Genomic DNA, 19,237 nt, shown 5'->3' with positions numbered 1-19,237 from the left:
AAATCCTTTCGTGTTTTAAGTGTTTTTCCGTACCAGAATTTCACGGGTGGTCCGCTGGCGGATCCCAACGACCCGTTTATGAAGACGATATGCCGACAAGCCTGCCGTTTTGCTTTTAAAAATACAGGTTACCGGCTCTCCGAAGCGAAAGCCCAGGCGGCTCAGACGGCGCTCCATGGCAGGTTCGGATATGATCCAGGCTACCTGGGCTGTTTCTCCGGCTTTCAGATCGCATAAGGGAAATACCATGTTTTATCCATCCTTTTGACCCTGATACCATAGTATATGATAACAGGACTTAAGAGAGACTGATTTTTACCTCTCTGCGGATTTTCATGGAAGCTTCCTCTACCTCACAGTCATAGGCCAGAATATGCAGTCCGGCTCTGGCTCCTGCCCGCAGGGCGTCTCCAAAGGCTTTGTGTGTTTCATCATTGGGACGAAATTCCCTTACTCCTTCCATCTGTATGACAAAGAGCACAAAGGCCTCAAAGCCTTCGGCAACAGCTTCGGACAGGCCCTGAAGGTGCTTTACACCCCGCTCTGTGGGAGCATCGGGAAAGCGGACGATTCCATTTTCTTCCAGGGTTACGCCCTTTATCTCCATGAAGGCAGGTTTTAAGGCTCCGGTCTGCTGGTTTTCCAGCATAAATGCCAGATCGAACCGGGAATCTTTGTGAACTACCTCCCGCCGGATCTTACGGGGCAGCCAGATGCTCCCGGATGGATCAAAGGGCTGGAGCATCCGGAGCGCGTTGTCGTTTGGCTCCTTTTGGGAGAGGTTCTCCATCCATTCCAGGGCAGCCCGGTTGGGCGCCTGGGAATCCATATTGATCAGAAGGTTTCCCTTATAGACCGCGATTAGGTCAAATTCTGTTTTCCTTCCCATTTCCCTGGCGTGGGGGTGAAATTCCAGCACCACGGTACAGCCGGAGGTAAGCAGTTCTCTGCAGCGTCCTGTATTTTTTACATGGCAGATAACACGCTGGCCGTTTACATCCACATAGGCGATAAAGCGATTGGGACGTTCCAGAAAACGTCCCTTCACTGTATGTTCATATCTCATGTCAACCTCATTTTTCCGAAAAAAGCCGGTTTTCGTTTCGGCTATCATAATAAGGCAAATTTTGGGTTCACGCAAGTGGTTCCTGCAGCCGTTACCTCCTTTTGCAACAGTAATTTCAAGAAAAATTCCCGTTCCTGCCCCTTAACAGTTGCACCTCTCATTAAAATATGCTAAACTTTCTGCAAATAAGGGTCCGGGGCTGTGCGTTCAGACTGGCAGTCCCTCAAAGTATACATCGCATAAAGAAAGGAAATTGATTATGGCATTATCTTACCAGAGTACCAGAGGCGGACAGGCCGGGGTCACAGCATCCCAGGCCGTCCTTCAGGGTCTGGCTGCCGACGGCGGCCTGTTTATGCCCACTGAAATTCCGAAGCTGGATGTTTCTATTGAAAAGCTGGCCGGAATGACCTATCAGGAGACCGCATATGAGGTGATGAAGCTTTTCCTCACAGATTATACGGAAGAGGAATTGAAGTCCTGTATTGCGAAAGCCTATGACAGCAAATTTGACACAGAGGAGATCGCTCCGTTAGCAAAGGCCGATGGCGCTTATTATCTGGAACTTTACCATGGGAGCACCATTGCGTTTAAGGATATGGCATTATCTATTCTGCCTCATCTGATGACCACTGCGGCAAAGAAGAACCATGCAGATAAGGAAATCGTGATCTTAACGGCTACTTCCGGCGATACCGGAAAGGCAGCTATGGCAGGCTTTGCGGATGTACCCGGCACCCGTATCATCGTATTTTATCCCAAAGGCGGCGTAAGTCCGGTGCAGGAGCGCCAGATGCGCACCCAGAAGGGGGAGAACACGGCAGTTGTCGCCATCCACGGCAATTTTGACGACGCCCAGACCGGAGTAAAGAATCTTTTCAATAACAAGGAGCTGGCAAAGGAGCTGGCAGAGAAGGGATTCCAGTTTTCCTCCGCCAATTCCATTAACATTGGCCGTCTGGTGCCTCAGGTTGTGTACTATGTATACGCCTATGCAAAGCTTCTGGCAAATGAGGAGATCGCTGCCGGGGAGGAGATCAATGTGGTGGTTCCCACAGGCAATTTCGGCAACATTCTCGCAGCCTATTTTGCCAAGAAAATGGGGCTTCCCATCCGTACTCTGATCTGTGCCTCTAATGATAATAAGGTGCTGTACGATTTCTTCACCACAGGCACTTATGACCGCAGAAGGGAGTTTATTCTTACCAATTCTCCGTCCATGGATATTTTGATCTCCAGCAATCTGGAGCGCCTGATCTATTTAAGTACAGGCCCGGATCCGAAAGCAAACGCCGCTCTGATGAAGGAGCTGGCAGAGGATGGCCATTATACCATTACGGATGAGATGCGGGCCTTTATGGCTGATTTTAAGGGCGGTTTTGCCACAGAGGAGGAAAATGAAGCTGCGATACGGACCATTTTCCAGGATACAGGCTATCTCATCGACACACATACAGGCGTGGCAGCGGCCGTATACGGACAGTATAAAAAGGAAACAGGCGATCAGACAAAGACGGTTATTGCGTCCACGGCCAGTCCCTTTAAGTTCTCACGCAGTGTAATGGATGCTGTAAAGGGTAAAGCGGCCACAGAGGGAAAGGATGAGTTTGATGTGGCCGATGAGCTGGCTGCAGCTGCCGGCCTTGTGCTTCCAAAAGCGGTAGAGGAGATACGTACTGCGCCCATCCGCCATGACAGAGAGTGCGCTGTGGATGAGATGGAGGAAACCGTTAAGAATATCCTTGGGATTTCATAAAAGTTCTTCCATTTTTGGATGGTATGGTTTATAATGAATGCGAAACTGTTAAAAACATAACAAAGTAGAACTGCGTTCCAGGGCTGTTATCCGGGTTCCGGGTTCATGCAGCTGGGGGAGCGCCCAAGTATAAGGAGGAAATATTATGTTAGTATCAGCAAAAGATATGCTTGAAAAAGCAAGAGCAGGCAAATATGCAGTAGGTCACTTCAATATCAATAATCTGGAGTGGGCAAAAGCAGTTCTTCTGACTGCAGAAGAGCTTCAGTCCCCGGTTATCCTGGGTGTATCCGAGGGCGCAGGCAAGTACATGACCGGATTTAAGACCGTAGCAGCTATGGTTTCTGCTATGCTTGAGGAATTAAATATTACCGTACCGGTGGCACTTCACTTAGACCACGGCTCCTACGAGGGCTGCTATAAGTGCATTAAGGCCGGATTCTCCTCTATTATGTTTGACGGCTCTCATTATCCGATCGAAGAGAATGTGGAGAAGACAAAAGAGCTGGTTAAGATCGCTCATACAATGGGCCTGTCCTTAGAGGCTGAGGTAGGCTCTATCGGCGGCGAGGAAGACGGCGTGGTAGGCGCAGGCGAGTGTGCAGATCCTGCAGAGTGCAAGGCTATCGCTGATCTGGGTGTTGACTTCCTTGCAGCAGGTATCGGAAATATCCACGGCAAGTATCCGGAGAACTGGCAGGGCTTAAACTTCGACGTACTGGAGAAGGTTAAGGAAGCAACCGGCGATATGCCGTTAGTTCTTCACGGCGGTACAGGTATTCCCGAGGATATGATCAAGAAGGCTATCAGCCTGGGCGTTGCAAAGATCAACGTAAATACAGAGTGCCAGCTTTCCTTCGCAGAGGCTACCAGAAAGTACATCGAGGCAGGAAAGGATCAGCAGGGCAAGGGCTTTGACCCAAGAAAGCTGTTAGCTCCCGGCGCAGAGGCAATCCGCGCAACTGTAAAAGAGAAGATGGAGCTGTTTGGTTCTGTTGGAAAGGCAAATGCATAAGCTCTGTGAATTAAAACTTATTAGAATAAACTGATTCTGTTTTTGGAAAAACCGCTTGCATTTTCACGGGAAATGGTTTATTTTATAACAAAAGAACGAGGGCGTTCTCTTTTTGAAAAAGGAGAGAACGCCTTTTGCTGTACAAAACCGCCTTTTGGGGTGCATTGGGGAAAGGGGACACCATGAAAAGAGAGGATGGAGAATCTATGAGCAAAGTAATAAGTGTTACAGAGATGTTTGGCAAGGATGTGTTTAATGATGCCGTGATGAGAGACCGTCTGCCTAAAAGCGTATATAAGAAGCTGAAAAAGACCATTGAGGATGGCGCAGAGCTGGATCCCAGTATTGCAGATGTGGTAGCTCATGCTATGAAAGACTGGGCGATTGACCATGGTGCAACCCATTTTACTCACTGGTTCCAGCCTCTTACAGGCGTTACGGCTGAGAAGCACGATTCCTTTGTTTCCGCTCCCGTTGAAGGCCGTGTGATCATGGAGTTTTCTGGAAAAGAACTCATAAAGGGTGAACCGGATGCTTCCTCCTTCCCCTCCGGCGGCCTGCGCGCAACCTTTGAGGCCAGAGGCTATACGGTATGGGACTGTACCTCTCCGGCTTTCTTAAAAGAGGACGCTATCGGCGTGACCCTCTGTATTCCTACCTCCTTCTGTTCCTATAAGGGTGAGGCTCTGGATAAAAAGACCCCTCTGCTGCGCTCCATGCAGGCCATCAATGAGCAGTCCCTGCGGATCTTGCGCTTGTTTGGAAACACCACTGCAAAACGGGTCAATCCTTCCGTGGGACCGGAGCAGGAGTATTTCCTGGTTGACCGCCAGAAGTATCTGCAGAGAAAGGATTTAATTTATACCGGCCGCACCTTATTCGGCGCTATGCCGCCAAAGGGGCAGGAGATGGACGACCACTATTTCGGCATCATCAGAGAGCGGATCGGCGCCTATATGAACGATGTAAATAAGGAACTGTGGAAGCTGGGAGTGCCTGCCAAGACCCAGCACAACGAGGCAGCCCCGGCCCAGCATGAGCTGGCTCCCATCTATGAGGGCGTGAACCAGGCCGTAGACCACAATCAGCTGGTGATGGAGACATTAAAAAAGGTAGCCGGACGCCACGGCATGGCCTGCCTTCTCCATGAAAAGCCTTTCTATGGGGTAAATGGCTCCGGTAAGCACAACAACTGGTCCCTGACTGCCGACGACGGCACCAACCTGATGAACCCCGGCGATACGCCCCATGAGAATATCCAGTTCCTTCTGGTTTTAGCCTGCATCATCAAGGCCGTAGACCGCCATGCAGATCTGCTCCGTGAATCTGCCTCTGATGTGGGAAATGATCACAGACTGGGAGCAGACGAGGCTCCGCCGGCAATTATTTCCATTTTCCTTGGAGAGCAGCTGGAGGATGTGATCGACCAGCTCTGCGACACCGGAGAAGCGACCCATTCCAAGAAGGGCGGAACTCTGCGCACCGGCGTAAATATCTTGCCGGATCTGGACAAGGATGCCACCGACCGGAACCGCACCTCACCCTTTGCTTTTACAGGCAATAAATTTGAGTTCCGTATGGTAGGTTCCTCTGATTCCGTAGCATCTGCCAATACGGTGTTAAATACCATTGTGGCAGAAGCCTTTAAGGAAGCGGCTGATCAGTTGGAGCAGGCCGAGGACTTTGATATGGCAGTCCATGACCTCATTAAAGAGCTTCTGGCAGCTCACAGAAGAGTTATCTTCAATGGAAACGGCTATTCTGAGGAGTGGGTAAAGGAAGCCGAACAGAGAGGGCTTCCCAACCTTCGCTCTATGGTAGACGCGATCCCGGCTCTTGTGACAGACAAGGCGGTAAAGCTGTTTGAGGAGTTCGGCGTATTCACTAGAGCCGAGCTGGAGTCCAGAGCCGAGGTAGAGTACGAAAGCTATGCAAAGAGCATTAACATTGAGGCAAAGACCATGATCGATATGGCAGGAAAGCAGATCATTCCTGCAGTGATCCGCTACACCACCCAGCTGGCAGGTTCCATTTCCGCGGTTAGAAATGCCTGCCCGGAGGCAGACGTGAGCACACAGACAGAGCTTTTGCTGGAATCATCAGACCTTCTGGCTGAGACAAAAACAGCCCTGTCTGCCTTGGAAGATGCAACGGCTCGCTGCGCAGCCATGGAAAGCGGAAAGGATCAGGCACTGGCATACCACAGTGAGGTCGTTCCTGCCATGGAGGCCTTAAGGACTCCTGTAGACCGTCTGGAGATGCTGGTGGACAAGGATCTGTGGCCCATGCCAAGCTACGGCGATCTGATTTTTGAAGTGTAATACGACAATTGTTTAACTGGTCATTTTAGAAGACAGAGCCTGCGGCTGCCCGGAAGGGGATAGCTGTAGGCTGTTTTCTTTGGCCGCTTTGCTGTATAATAGGGATATTATCAGTAAGTAAGGGGATGTATATGAAAATTCTGATCATAGAGGATGAGCGGTTGCTGGCCGGTTCTATAAAAGATCTTTTAGAGATCCAGGGTTTTGAGGCCGAGGCTGTATATGACGGAGAAACCGGTTTTACATATGCAGGCACCGGGATTTATGATCTGATCATACTGGATGTGATGATGCCGGGAAAAAGCGGCTATGAGGTGGCAAGGGAGCTTCGGGCCAGCCGTCTGGGAACGCCCATTCTAATGCTTACGGCTCGTTCTGCTCTGGAGGATCGGATCGCAGGACTGGATGCCGGGGCAGATTATTATCTGACAAAGCCCTTTGACGCCAGAGAGCTTACTGCCTGCGTCCGCGCCCTGCTTCGCCGCCAGGGAGGACAGGTGGATGAGGTAGGGATGGGAAAGACCTGTTTGGATCTTTCGACAGCTGTTTTAAGCTGCGGGGACAGACAGATCCGGCTTTCTGCGAAAGAGTTTGATATTATGCGCCTTTTATTTCAGTCCGGTGCAGGAAACCTCTCCAAGGAAATGATCCTGGAAAAGGTGTGGGGCTATGATTCAGATGCAGTGGAAAACCATGTAGAGGTTTATATTGGTTTTTTGAGGAAAAAGCTGTTAAGCATTGGGTCAGATGTACGTATTGAGTCCATCCGGCGAATGGGATATCATCTGGAGGTGGCAGAACATGATTTATAGGCTGAGAGTGAAGTTTGTAGTTATCAACATGACGATAGTGGTTCTGATGATGAGCGTGGTATTCGGCCTGGTGTACCATTTTACAAGAGCAGATCTGGAAGAAAAGAGCATCCGCATGATGGAAAAGATTGCAAACCGACCCTTTCAGATTGAGATGCCCGGAGAACAGAGCGAGCAGATCCGTCTTCCTTTTTTTATCCTGTATCTGGGAACCGGGGGAGAACTGATCGCCAGCAGCGGCGGCTATTTTGATCTGTCTGATCAGGAATTCCTCATGGATCTCATTGTAAGGGCACGTTCCTCCCATCAAAAGGTAGGAGTGATAAAGGAATACAGCTTTCGGTACTATAAGACCAATACGCCCTACAGGTATAGCCTGGTATTTGCGGATATTTCCAGTGAAACGGCGGCGCTAAAGGGGCTGGTGAGAACCTGCGCCCTGATCGCGGGTCTGAGTTTTATCCTATTTTTAGCCATCAGCATCTGGCTTTCCGGCTGGGCGGTGCGGCCGGTGGAAAAGGCCTGGAAACAGCAGCGCCAGTTTGTGGCCGACGCCTCCCACGAGTTAAAAACGCCTTTGACTGTAATTATGACCAATGCGGAGCTTCTGCAGTCCTCCGGCTGTGGGGAAGAAAAGCAGAGACGTTTTTCCGAAGCCATCCTTACCATGTCCCGGCAGATGCGGGGGCTGATCGAACAGATGCTGGATCTGGCCCGTGCAGACAGCGGACAGGCAGAAGCGGCCTTTGAGCAGGTAGATTTAAGCCGGATTGCAGAAGATGGAATCCTTCTCTTTGAACCTCTTTATTTTGAACAGGGATTAACGCTTTATACAGAGATAGAAGAAGGTATTCTGATCTGGGGCTTAAAGGACAGGCTGGGTCAGCTTTTAGACATCCTTTTAGACAATGCCTGCAAATATTCAAGCCAGGGAGGAACCACCTGGGTAAAGCTTAAAAAGCAGGGAAAAAGCCACTGTGTGCTCAGTGTAGAAAACCAGGGCCCGCCGATTGCTCCCGAAGACTTAAACCAGCTTTTCAAACGCTTCTACCGCGCCGATCCCGCCCACAATACTTCCGGAAGCTACGGCCTGGGCCTTTCCATTGCAGAACAGACCGTACAGCTTCACCGAGGAAAAATACACGCTGAAAGCAGGGATGGGATCAACCGGTTCTGGGCAGAGCTGCCCTGTGTTCTGGGGTCTGGTGTGCAGGGCTACGGTTTCCGGCTATAAAGTCGGATGATTCCCTCTTGCATCCATATATTTCCAGTGCTATACTGAAGCCATACTTCAGATTTTTAAAGGAGAGGCCAGATGTTAATTTGATCCATTTATTTTGACGCATGAAGATTTGTCTGTGCAGGCGCAGTACCGTGAAAGCGTCCTGTTATTTCATGCTACCAAAAATGGAGCGGATATCAGGTTCTCTCTTTTTATGCCGTATATTATACCGCACACGCCAGCCGCCCATCTTTCAATGGGCTGCTGGCTGCTGGGCCAGGCCCTATCTAAAAGAGAAGATACTATGCAGAGATCCTTTGGCAGCAGAGGGTCTCTGTTTTTTTATTTCACAGGAAAGTGCGGTCTGACACAGGTGGAAAAGCATATAGCAGCATATATTTTAAGAGGATAATTAGAAATGAAAACAATATTTGAGAAAATGTTCGGCCAGTACAGAGGTATGAGAAGAGAATTATATATTCTTTTCTGGGGAAAGGCAGCAACAAATATGGGAGCTATGATATGGCCCATGCTGACGCTGATTTTAAGCAATAAGCTGGGAATGAATGCACAGGAGATCGCCAAGATCACTATAGCTATGGGAGTGGTACAGTTTCCTGCAAACCTGCTGGGAGGAAAGCTGGCAGACTGCTGCAATAAGAAAAAGCTCATCATTATCTGCGATTTGGTAACGGTCATCTGTTACCTGACAGCAGCGGTTCTTCCTGTATCCATGGCACAGATCCTGCTGTTTTTTTCAGCAGGAATCTTTCAGACAATGGAAAATCCGTCCTATGACGCGCTGGTAGCAGATCTGAGCACCGCCGAAAACAGGGAAAAGGCCTACAGCCTTATGTATCTGGGACTCAATCTGGGGATTATTCTGTCCCCAACCATAGGAGGAATCCTGTTTGAGAACCATCTGGGCCTTGCTTACGCCATTGACGGGCTCACGACCCTGTCGTCCACCATTTTGATCCTTCTTTTTATAAAGGACATCACCCCGGTAAAGGAAAAACAAACCATTTATGAAGAGGCAAAAGAAACCCAGTCCACATGGAAAATCCTCAGGGAGCAGACGGGAGGCGGTGTATTCCATAAATTTTCAGCCCCATTTCAGCATAAATTGTTATAATGCCAGAAAAACAAAAATCCAATCAGGAGGTTAACCATGATACAGGTAGAGCATTTAACAAAATGCTATGGGGATGTGACAGCGGTAGATGATCTGTCCTTTGAGATAGAAGGCGGCCATGTATACGGCTTTTTGGGTCCAAACGGCGCAGGAAAATCCACCACCATGAACATCATGACAGGATGTCTGTCAGCCACAAAGGGAAGCGTAAAGATTGACGGCTTCGACATTTTTGAAGAACCGGCCCAGGCAAAGAAACGGATCGGCTATCTTCCGGAGCAGCCGCCCCTTTATATGAACGAGACACCGGCAGAGTATCTGCGCTTTGTAGGAGAAGCAAAGGGGCTTAAGGGAAAAGAGCTGCACAGCCAGATTGACAGTGTGATCGGGAGGACAGGTCTAGACCATGTGCGAAACCGCAGGATCAGCGCCCTGTCTAAAGGATATAAACAGAGAGTTGGGATCGCTCAGGCCCTTCTGGGGGACCCGAAAGTAATCATACTGGATGAGCCGACAGTAGGACTGGATCCCTTACAGATCATAGAAATCCGCGATTTGATCAAAGATCTGGGAAGAGAGCATACGGTCATTTTCAGCTCCCACATTCTTTCCGAGGTTCAGACTATCTGTGAGAAAATCCTTATTATTGCCAGAGGAAAGCTCATCGCCTTTGACGAGCCGGAAAACCTTGAAAAACGCCTCCTTTCACCGGGAGAGATTACTCTGGTAGCAGAGGCGGACGCCAGGGAAACAGAAGAACTTCTCTCCGGTATGGAGCACATTACAGAACAGACCATAGAAGAAAAGGAGATAGGACGGACCGCAGCTACCCTCCATTCGGACTGCGAGGATATCTATGAGGTGTCAAAAGCCCTGTTTAAGCGTTTTTCAGCCGCCGGCAAACCCCTTCTTGAAATGAATGTGAAAAAGGCGGATCTGGAGGAAATATTTATTGAGCTGACAGAGAGCGCCCAAACAGAAGATATTAAAACCGAGGAATCCGAAGCAGGAGAGGAGGAAATGGCATGACCGCCGTATTAAAGCATGAGCTCCGCAATTATTTCCATACCCTGACCGCCTATGTATTCGGCGCATTTTTGCTGGCCTTTATCGGTCTGGGAGCCACCTTATATAATCTTCAGGCAGCAGTAAGCAATTTTGAGTTTGTATTAAGCTTCGGCAGCCTGGTATTTGTAGTAATTGTACCTATTTTAACCATGCGCGTCATTGCAGAGGAGAAGAAGCAGAGAACAGACCAGCTGTTATACTCCCTTCCCATTACCACCACAGAGGTTGTACTGGGAAAATATCTGGCGCTTCTTGTTGTATATCTGATCCCCTTGGCGGTTGTTTCCGTATATCCGCTGATATTTGCCCGCTATGGAGATGTATACCTTTTAACCTCCTACGGCTCTATCTTTGCCTTTTTTGTTTTGGGCGCAGCCTTGATCGCTCTGGGAGTATTCATTTCCTCCCTGACAGACAATCAGGGCTTTGCGGCAGGAATCGGCATTGCGGTGATCCTGCTCAACTACTACAGCGCCAGTCTGTCCGAGTATGTATCTTCCACTCCAGCAGGTGCCCTGATCGCAGCCTTTGCCCTGGTGATCGTCCTGGGAGTGGTAATACGCCATTTAACAAAAAATGAACATCTGGCTTATGGATTTTATTTCCCGGCCGGCGGCGCAGTGCTTATTTTATATCTGGCAGATTCGGAAGCTTTTTCCGGGCTTTTGCCGTCCGTTATGAAAACGCTTTCCCTGTTTGAACGTTTTTATGTGTTTGTAAACGGAGTTTTTGATCTCACTGCGATTGTATATTTTGTGACCTTTGCCGCATTTTTCCTGTTTTTATCGGTGCAGTCACTGGAAAAAAGGAGGTATAACTGATGAAGCAGAACCGTAATGCATTTCACGGCGGAGCTTATTCCCTGATTCTTTCCGCAGTGGTTCTTACAATCCTTATTGTGGTCAATATACTGGTAAACGCCCTGCCGGAGAATCTGACAAAATACGATATCAGTGCGGCAAAGCTCTATTCCATTACCAGCAATACGAAGGCAGTGGTAAACGGGCTGGATGAGGATATAACCATTTACTGGATCGTACAGGCAGACAAAGAGGATGCGGTTATTGAAAACCTGTTAAATAAATACGACAGCCTTTCAGATCATATCCAGATCGTAAAGAAAAATCCGGATGTATATCCTACCTTTGCAGAGCAGTACACAGATGAAGAGGCCGCCAACAACAGCCTGGTTGTAGAATGCGGCGAACGCAGCCGTTTTATCGGTTATGATGATATTTATGTTCAGGAGGCAGATATCTACTCCTATTCCTACAATACCTCCTTTGACGGAGAGGGAGCCATTACTTCTGCCATTGACTATGTGGTAAATGAAGAGCAGCCCAAAGTATATCTTTTAGAGGGACATGGGGAAAGAGAACTTCCCGCCTCCTTCAAGGAGCAGATTGAAAAGGAAAATATCCAGTTAGAGCAGCTGTCTCTTCTGAATGTAGATTCCATTCCTGAGGATGCAGCCGGAATTATGATCTATGCGCCCTCCAGCGACATTTCCGGAGAAGAACAGACCATGCTTGCAGATTACACCAAAAAGGGAGGAAAGCTTTTTGCGGCAGCAGGGCCTGTAAAGGAAGGAAATCTTGACAACCTTCACGGCCTTTTAGAGGAATACGGCGTTACCGCACAGGACGGAATCGTAGTAGAGGGAGACAGAGAGCGCTATGCTCTTCAGACGCCTTACGCCCTTCTTCCTCAGATGGAGAGCAGCGATATTACAGACGCTCTCATTGAAGAGCACTATTATCCCATTCTTCCCATTGTCCAGGGTTTAAAGGTAGATGAAACGAAAGCCGCAGGCCGGGTGACACCCCTTCTGTCAACCACAGACCAGGCCTTCAGCAAGATGGCAGGCTATGAGCTTTCCACCTATGAACGGGAGGAAGGAGACGTTGATGGCCCCTTTGCGGCAGCTGTGTCGATTTCCTGTGAAAATGAAGGACGGATCCTCTGGTTTGGCTCCTCAGACTTTTTAGAGGATATGTATAATGCCCTTTCCTCTGGTGCAAACGGGGATCTGGGAATGAATGGTCTTTCTTCCATGATCGGAGAGAGCGAGGCTATGGCGATCCGGAGCAAATCCCTAAACTATAATTATCTTACCATCAGCGAATCTGCTTCTGCCATGCTTCAGGCGGTAATGATCGGTGTTTTCCCGCTTGCATACCTGGGAATTGGCATTTGTGTGGTAATGAGAAGGAGGAGAATGCAGAATGAAGCGGGCTAAACGGTTATATATCCTTCTGGGAGTTCTGGCGGTGCTGTCCGTGGCGGCCATCGCGGTGATCCAGAGGGAGGAGCATAAGGAAAAGATCAAAGACAGCGGTGAAACCATCCTTCAGATTCCCTATGAGGGTGTCACGGCCCTTTCGTGGGAAAATGAGTCGGAAAGCCTTTCGTTCCATAAGGGAGAGGACGGAGTCTGGACCTATGACGAGGATGAAAAATTTCCTGTGAGCGAAGAAAAGATAAAAGAACTCTTAGAGCCCTTTGAGGAATTTGCAGCAGCCTTTGTGATCGAAGAGGTAGAGGATTACAGTCAGTACGGTCTGGATGATCCTGTCTGCACCATCCATGTGGAAAATGGAGAACAGGAGCTTGAAATAAAGCTGGGCAATTTCAGCAATATGGATTCCCAGCGCTATGTGTCCATCGGAGACGGAAAAGCTTATCTGGTAAAGGACGATCCCCTGAATTATTTTGACGCGGTGTTAAAGGATATGCTGAAGCAGGATGAGATCCCTGAGCTTGAGACAGTAAGCAGCCTGCGGTTTACAGGGCCGGAGACCTATGAAGCAGTCCGCATAGAGGACAGCGGGGCTTCCTACAGCAGCGAGGATGTTTATTTTAAGAAGGATGAGGAAAACCTGCTTCCCTTAGATCCGGTGCAGGTGAATGAATATATCAGAACCCTCCAGAATTTGGATCTGTCTGACTACGCTTCCTACTATGTTTCAGAGGAAGAGTGGAGCACCTATGGACTGGATGCGCCGGAGCTGTCCTTAGAGGCCGATTATACCTTTGAAAATGAGGACAAAGAGAACGTATCCGGTACGCTTACCGTAAGCGTAAGCCGTGATCCGAAGGAAAAAGAAAAGGCAGAGAAGAAGGAGAACTCTGAGGAAAACAGCGGGGAAGAGGAAGAAATTACCGCATACGCAAGAGTAAATAATTCCCAGATCGCCTATAAGCTGACTGCCGAGGATTACAAAGGCCTGATGGCCATGAAATATGATGACCTGCGCCATAAAGAAGTATTCTGGGGCGATACAGAGGAGATCACAGGAATTGACATTTCCTTAGAGGGAGCTGACTACAGCCTTACTTCCAAAGGCAAAAAGGATGACCGCACCTGGACGTATCAGGAGGAGGAAATAGAGACAGATGAACTGTTCTCTGCTCTGAAAGGCTTAAAAGCAGATTGCTTTACAGAAGAGGAACCGGGACAAAAGGAGGAAATCCACCTGACCCTCCATCTGGATAATGAAGTTTCTCCCCAGGTAACGATCGTCCTTTACCGTTATGACGGAAGCAGCTGTCTGGCAGAGGCAGATGGAAAGACAGTCTCTCTGATTCCCAGATCTCAGGCAGTGGATCTCATCGAGGCAGTAAATACCATTGTTTTGGGAAATACAGAGGATTAGCTCTTGCATTTCCCTGCGTCCGTGCTATAATGTTCATATAAAATAAAAATATAATACAAATGAACAAAAATGTCAGTGGACAGGGGAACAAAGATTCCTCTATCCGCTGACAGTGCATATACAGGATGAAGAATGGAGGATCATATGGACAGATTGGGGTTGATATGCAGAAACATTTTGGAGGAGCCATATATTACTCAGCGGGAGCTGGCAAAGAGAATGGAGCTATCTTTAGGGACCATTAACGGGCTGATAAAAGAATGTGCAGAAAAAGGCTATATCAGAGAAGATGAGGATCAGAGAGGAAAACGGCTTGCTCTTACAGAAACGGGACAGGCTGTTTTAGCGCCCTATAAGGTAGACGGAGCTCTGATCATTGCCGCAGGCTTTGGCTCCCGTTTTGTCCCTCTTACCTTTGAAACGCCCAAGGGGCTTTTAGAGGTATTTGGAGAGCGTATGATCGAACGCCAGATCCGCCAGCTCCATGAGGCCGGAGTATATGATATTACCATTGCAGTCGGGTATCTGAAAGAGAAATTTGAATATCTGATCGACAAATATGATGTAAAGCTTCTCTACAATCCGGAGTATTCCTGCAAAAATACCCTGGCTACGGTTTACAGAGCCAGACATCTGTTAAAGGGCCGCAATATGTACATTTTATCCTCTGATAACTGGCTGCGGGACAATATGTACCACGCCTATGAGTGCGGAGCCTGGTACAGCGCTTCCTTCCAGAAGGGGGATACCAAGGAGTGGTGCTTTACCTTTACTAAAAAGGGAAGGATTACAGATGTAAATGTAGGCGGAAGGGATCAGTGGGTGATGTACGGCCCGGTCTATCTGTCCAGAGAATTTTCAGCCCGGTTCCTTCCGGTATTAGAAGCCTACTATGAAGCTCCGGGAACGGAACAGTTTTACTGGGAGCAGCCCTTTGTAGATATGCTCAAGGGAGAGGCAAAGCGCCGTCTGGAGGCAGAAGGGGGAACGCTTCTTGCCCGCGCAGAAGAGGCTTCCGGCTGGAAGGCGTCTCAGTGGGATCAGATTGAGATGGATGTAAACCGTCAGCCTGAAAACCAGGTGTATGAATTTGAAAATCTGGAGGAGCTGCGCCTGTTTGATGAACGCTATCAGAATCATTCGGATAATGCGGCAATGGATCTGGTATCCAGGGTATTTAAGGTGCCTGAGTCCCATATTACAGATATCCGCTGCCTGAAAGCCGGAATGACAAATAAATCCTTCTTGTTCCGGGTGGATGGCGCTCACTGCATCTGCAGGATTCCGGGGCCGGGGACAGAGCTTTTAATCAACCGCAGGGAGGAAAAAGAGGTTTATGATACCGTAGCCTCTCTGGGGATTACGGAAGAAGTGCTGTACATGAACCCGGATACCGGCTATAAGATTGCACGGTACTATGAAAACGCCCGGAATGCAGCGGCAGATAACTGGAAAGATATGGAAATCTGTATGGGTATTGTAAGAAAGCTTCACCAGTCCGGTCTTACTGTCGGCCATTCCTTTGATATTCGGGAACGGATTGATTTTTATGAAAGGCTCTGCCTGCAGCATGGAGGAATCCCTTTTGAAGATTATGAGAAGGTCAGAGGCTGGATGAATGAGCTGATGGATCATTTGGATCAGATGGATCGTCCACAATGTCTCTGCCATATTGACGCAAATGTGGATAACTTCCTGATGTTTGAAGACGGCAGTGCAAAACTGCTGGATTGGGAATATGCGGGAATGTGCGATCCCATTATGGACATTTCCATGTCGGCGATCTATTCGTACTATGACGCAGAACAGACAGAAAAGCTTCTGGAGATTTATTTAGAGAGAAAGCCTTCGGAAGAAGAATATTATTCCGTATTTGCAAATGCGGCCCTGGGCGGTTTCCTCTGGTGTTTGTGGGCTGTATACAAGGCAGCTTTAGGAGAGGAATTTGGAGAATATACTATCATCATGTACCGGTATGCAAAGGGCTATTATAAAAAATTAAAGGCTCTGTAGCAGGTATGAAAATTTACGGAAATTGTAATAAAATTGTTACCTTCCTTACAGATAATCTGTGCTATAATTAAAAGGATGAAAACCCGAAACAGACAAAGGGGCTTATATACAGAAGAATGAGGAGGAAAAGGCATGAAACGTAAGAAATGTCTGGCGGCTTTGACCGCAGCCGGCGTGATCAGCGCCATGGCCCTGGGAATGGCGGTTACATCCTATGCGGCAGACGGCTGGACCAAGACAAACGATCACTGGACCTATATTAACCAGGGAAAGACCCACACAGGCTGGCTTCAGACCAGCGAGGGTTATTACTATATGGATCTTTCTACCGGCTATATGACCACTGGTTTTAAGCAGATTGATGGAAAATGGTATTTCTTCCGTCCGGGCGGCCTGATGGCAAAGGGCTGGATCAATCCGGAATACGGCAAATGGTACTATATGCTGGAGGACGGCACCATGGTTACGGGCTGGCTGCGTATTGGCGATGATTACTATTTTATGCGCGGCGACGGCAGCATGGGAACCGGCTGGCGTGAGATGGACGGAGCCTGGTATTATTTCCAGGAAAACGGCAAGTGTGTTGTGAACGCATGGGCTCAGATTCAGGACAACTGGTATCTGTTCGGCACAGACGGAAAGATGATGACCGGCTGGGCAAAGGTAGACCAGGATTACTTCTATCTGAATACAGACGGACGTATGCTCATCGGCTGGCTCAGCGATAGCGAGGGCAGCAAGTACTATATGGATATGACAAACGGAAAGATGTCTGTAGGCTGGAAGCAGATCGACGGCAAGTGGTACTACTTCAACAGCAACGGTCACCTGATGACAGGCTGGATCCTGGTCGACAGCAAGTATTATTACTTAAATCCGGCAGACGGCGGCGTGATGACAGCAGGAACTACCTTAAATATCAACGGTACCTCCTACAATTTTGACGCATCCGGCGTATGCCAGAATGCAAACGGCGTATCTGCACAGACGCCGGCTGCAGGAAACCAGTCTTCCGGAGGCGGCGTAACCGGTGAAAACGGCGGCCCCGGCGTATCAAAAACTTCTGGCAGTTCCAGCTCATCTGGTCCAGGTTCCACCAGCTCCAGCGGTCCTTCCAGCAGCGGCTCTCTGGAAGCCGGACGCACAGATGGACCAGGCTGATAAGAGAAATCCGATATGGAAACATGTGACAAGGACAAGTTGATAAAGGGGGATGCTGCGGCGGGACTGGCTGACAGCATCCTCCGTTTTTGCTATCAGTACGATATAAGGAGAGGAAAATGAAAAAGAGACAGGAGATGAGAAAGCGCTGCCAGGCACTTGTCCTGGCTGGAATTCTGGGCGCAGGAACCCTTGGGTCTGCGTATACGGCCTACGCTGCAGGGCCGGGAGAAATGCCGGCGTCTGTTGGAGCGTCTGCTGCAGGAGGCCCGGGAGAAACAGGAGGATCTGGAGGAACCGGCAATGTGCCTTCTGCCTCCAGCACTTCTGAGAATGCAAAAGGAGCAGACCAGACCAATCCAAATGCATGGAAAAAGGTAAACGGCGTCTATCAGATGCCGGACGGAAGTGCCATTCAAAATGTGCTTGCCAGAGGAATTGACGTATCCAGATGGCAGGGGGAGATCAACTGGAGCCAGGTCGCAGCAGATGACGTGTCCTTCGTGATGCTGGGAACCCGTTCCAAGGGAGTGGTAGATCCCTATTTTCACCGGAATATCCAGCAGGCCAGCGCCGCCGGCGTGAAGGTGGGCGTGTATATTTACTCATTGGCGGTAACGGTGGAAATGGCAGAGGCAGAGGCCGATTTTGTGCTGGATCTGATCCATGATTATCCTGTTTCTTATCCTGTAGCTTTCGATATGGAGGATTCTACTCAGGGAAACCTTTCAAAAGAGGAGCTGGCAGCGATCGCAAATGCGTTCTGCAAAAAGATATCCGATTCCGGATATTATCCGATTGTCTATGCAAATGAAAACTGGCTGAAAAATAAGCTGGATATGAGCCTGATGGATTATCCCGTATGGGTAGCCCGTTATTCTGCCCGTCCCAGCTACCAGAACCCTGTTATGTGGCAGGCGACCAGCACCGGTTCTGTAAAGGGAATCAATGGAAATGTGGATATTGATTTCCAATTTAAGGATTTCTCCGGCCAGATTCCGGCCAATACCTGGCGTACCATTAACGGGAAACGGTATTATTACAGCAACTATGCCAAACAGAAAAACGCCTGGGCTCAGGATAGTTCAGACTGGTATTATATGGACAGCGAAGGCCTTGCGTCCACGGGCTGGATCACGGTATCCGGCAGCCGTTATTATCTGGACGAGACCACGGGAAAGATGCAGACTGGCTGGCGTCAGGATCAGGGAAAATGGTACTATCTGGGAAGCTCAGGAGCTGTTAAAAAAGGCTGGATAGAGGACAATGGAGCCTGGTATTATACAGACTCCAACGGTATCATGCAGACCGGCTGGCTGGATGCAGACGGAAAGCGGTATTATATGGAGTCTTCCGGAAAAATGGCGGTTGGATGGACAAACCAAAACGGCAAATGGTACTATCTGGACGCATCAGGTGCCCTGGCAAAGGGCTGGATCCAGGATAATGGCTCCTGGTATTGCTCAGATACAAACGGCGTGATGCAGACCGGCTGGCTGAGTGAAGGCGGAAAGCGGTATTATCTGAAGGGCTCCGGCGTGATGGCGACCGGCTGGCGTGAGATGGATGGAGCCTGGTATTATTTTGACGGAAGCGGAGCGATGACCACGGGCATGATCGAGGTAAACGGTCTCCATTATTATATGGATCCCTCCACAGGACGCATGGCTGCAGGACAGACGCTGGAGATCGGCGGCGCTGTTTATGAGGCAGCAGCAGACGGCCATCTGATTCCTCAGGGGCAGGAGGAAAGCGGTTCCACAAACCAGGAGAGCGCGTCCGACAGTGCAGGAACGGCTTCCGGCAGCTCCGGCACATCCTCTAACCCCATTATTATCCCGTCAAACGGAAGCGGAAACAGCTCTTCCTCCCAAAACGTTCCAGAGCCCTCAGCTCCTGTTACAGGAATCAACGGCGGCCCCGGTGTCAGCTCTGCTCCCTCCCAGGGGCAGGTAGCGGCGGGGGAGAAGCCGGGAGTGTAGAAGGGGCATATGCAAAAAATTTACTCGACC

15 protein-coding genes are annotated in these 19,237 nt (G+C 49.2%); 13 read left to right on the top strand and 2 right to left on the bottom strand.

Annotated elements, in window-relative coordinates; translation table 11 throughout:
• Positions 1-15: 15 nt before the first annotated feature.
• Together BN3656_RS16080 and sfsA are read right to left on the bottom strand one after the other, a co-directional pair.
• The gene (locus tag BN3656_RS16080; protein WP_066550418.1) at positions 16-249 is read right to left on the bottom strand and encodes a FeoA family protein; all 234 of its coding nucleotides are present in this window, start codon (positions 247-249) and stop codon (positions 16-18) included.
• A gap of 49 nt (positions 250-298) precedes the next feature.
• Positions 299-1,066, bottom strand: coding sequence for a DNA/RNA nuclease SfsA (sfsA, locus tag BN3656_RS16075; RefSeq protein ID WP_066550991.1), 768 nt, complete (start codon positions 1,064-1,066; stop codon positions 299-301).
• Positions 1,067-1,325: 259 nt separating this feature from the next.
• Here sfsA and thrC point away from each other — a divergent pair, with 259 nt between their 5' ends.
• From thrC to BN3656_RS16005, 13 genes are all read left to right on the top strand, one after another.
• On the top strand, positions 1,326-2,822 hold the full coding sequence (gene thrC, locus BN3656_RS16070) for a threonine synthase (protein WP_066550416.1): 1,497 nt from the start codon (positions 1,326-1,328) through the stop codon (positions 2,820-2,822).
• A gap of 145 nt (positions 2,823-2,967) precedes the next feature.
• Positions 2,968-3,837, top strand: coding sequence for a class II fructose-1,6-bisphosphate aldolase (gene fba / locus BN3656_RS16065; protein WP_066550414.1), 870 nt, complete (start codon positions 2,968-2,970; stop codon positions 3,835-3,837).
• Positions 3,838-4,043: 206 nt separating this feature from the next.
• The gene (locus BN3656_RS16060; RefSeq protein WP_066550989.1) at positions 4,044-6,158 is read left to right on the top strand and encodes a glutamine synthetase III; all 2,115 of its coding nucleotides are present in this window, start codon (positions 4,044-4,046) and stop codon (positions 6,156-6,158) included.
• Positions 6,159-6,289: 131 nt separating this feature from the next.
• Positions 6,290-6,970, top strand: coding sequence for a response regulator transcription factor (locus tag BN3656_RS16055; RefSeq protein WP_066550410.1), 681 nt, complete (start codon positions 6,290-6,292; stop codon positions 6,968-6,970).
• Positions 6,960-8,204 carry a HAMP domain-containing sensor histidine kinase gene (locus tag BN3656_RS16050; protein ID WP_066550407.1) on the top strand — a complete coding sequence of 415 codons (1,245 nt, stop codon included), beginning with the start codon at positions 6,960-6,962 and terminating at the stop codon, positions 8,202-8,204. The genes BN3656_RS16055 and BN3656_RS16050 overlap by 11 nt, the downstream gene beginning before the upstream one ends.
• 406 nt (positions 8,205-8,610) lie before the next feature.
• The gene (locus BN3656_RS16040) at positions 8,611-9,327 is read left to right on the top strand and encodes an MFS transporter (protein ID WP_066550401.1); all 717 of its coding nucleotides are present in this window, start codon (positions 8,611-8,613) and stop codon (positions 9,325-9,327) included.
• Between the two features lie 36 nt (positions 9,328-9,363).
• Positions 9,364-10,356, top strand: a complete 993-nt coding sequence (locus BN3656_RS16035) for an ABC transporter ATP-binding protein (RefSeq protein WP_066550396.1) — start codon at positions 9,364-9,366, stop codon at positions 10,354-10,356.
• Positions 10,353-11,216 (top strand): ABC transporter permease subunit, encoded by an 864-nt coding sequence (locus BN3656_RS16030; protein WP_066550393.1) that lies wholly within the window; start codon positions 10,353-10,355, stop codon positions 11,214-11,216. Before BN3656_RS16035 ends, BN3656_RS16030 begins: the two co-directional genes overlap by 4 nt.
• On the top strand, positions 11,216-12,634 hold the full coding sequence (locus BN3656_RS16025) for a GldG family protein (protein WP_066550384.1): 1,419 nt from the start codon (positions 11,216-11,218) through the stop codon (positions 12,632-12,634). The genes BN3656_RS16030 and BN3656_RS16025 overlap by 1 nt, the downstream gene beginning before the upstream one ends.
• Positions 12,621-14,051 (top strand): DUF4340 domain-containing protein, encoded by a 1,431-nt coding sequence (locus tag BN3656_RS16020; protein WP_066550376.1) that lies wholly within the window; start codon positions 12,621-12,623, stop codon positions 14,049-14,051. Before BN3656_RS16025 ends, BN3656_RS16020 begins: the two co-directional genes overlap by 14 nt.
• Positions 14,052-14,195: 144 nt before the next feature.
• Positions 14,196-16,064: a phosphotransferase gene (locus BN3656_RS16015; RefSeq protein ID WP_066550986.1), complete on the top strand. Its 1,869-nt coding sequence runs from the start codon at positions 14,196-14,198 to the stop codon at positions 16,062-16,064.
• A gap of 132 nt (positions 16,065-16,196) precedes the next feature.
• Complete coding sequence (locus BN3656_RS16010; protein ID WP_066550371.1) at positions 16,197-17,225, top strand: cell wall-binding protein; 1,029 nt, start codon at positions 16,197-16,199, stop codon at positions 17,223-17,225.
• A gap of 119 nt (positions 17,226-17,344) precedes the next feature.
• The gene (locus BN3656_RS16005; RefSeq protein ID WP_066550368.1) at positions 17,345-19,207 is read left to right on the top strand and encodes a GH25 family lysozyme; all 1,863 of its coding nucleotides are present in this window, start codon (positions 17,345-17,347) and stop codon (positions 19,205-19,207) included.
• The last annotated feature ends 30 nt before the right edge of the window (positions 19,208-19,237 follow it).

The organism is Clostridium sp. AT4 (genome assembly GCF_001517625.2).
In the GTDB taxonomy this organism is placed as follows: domain Bacteria; phylum Bacillota; class Clostridia; order Lachnospirales; family Lachnospiraceae; genus Enterocloster.
This window is presented reverse-complemented; position numbering and strand designations above follow the sequence as displayed.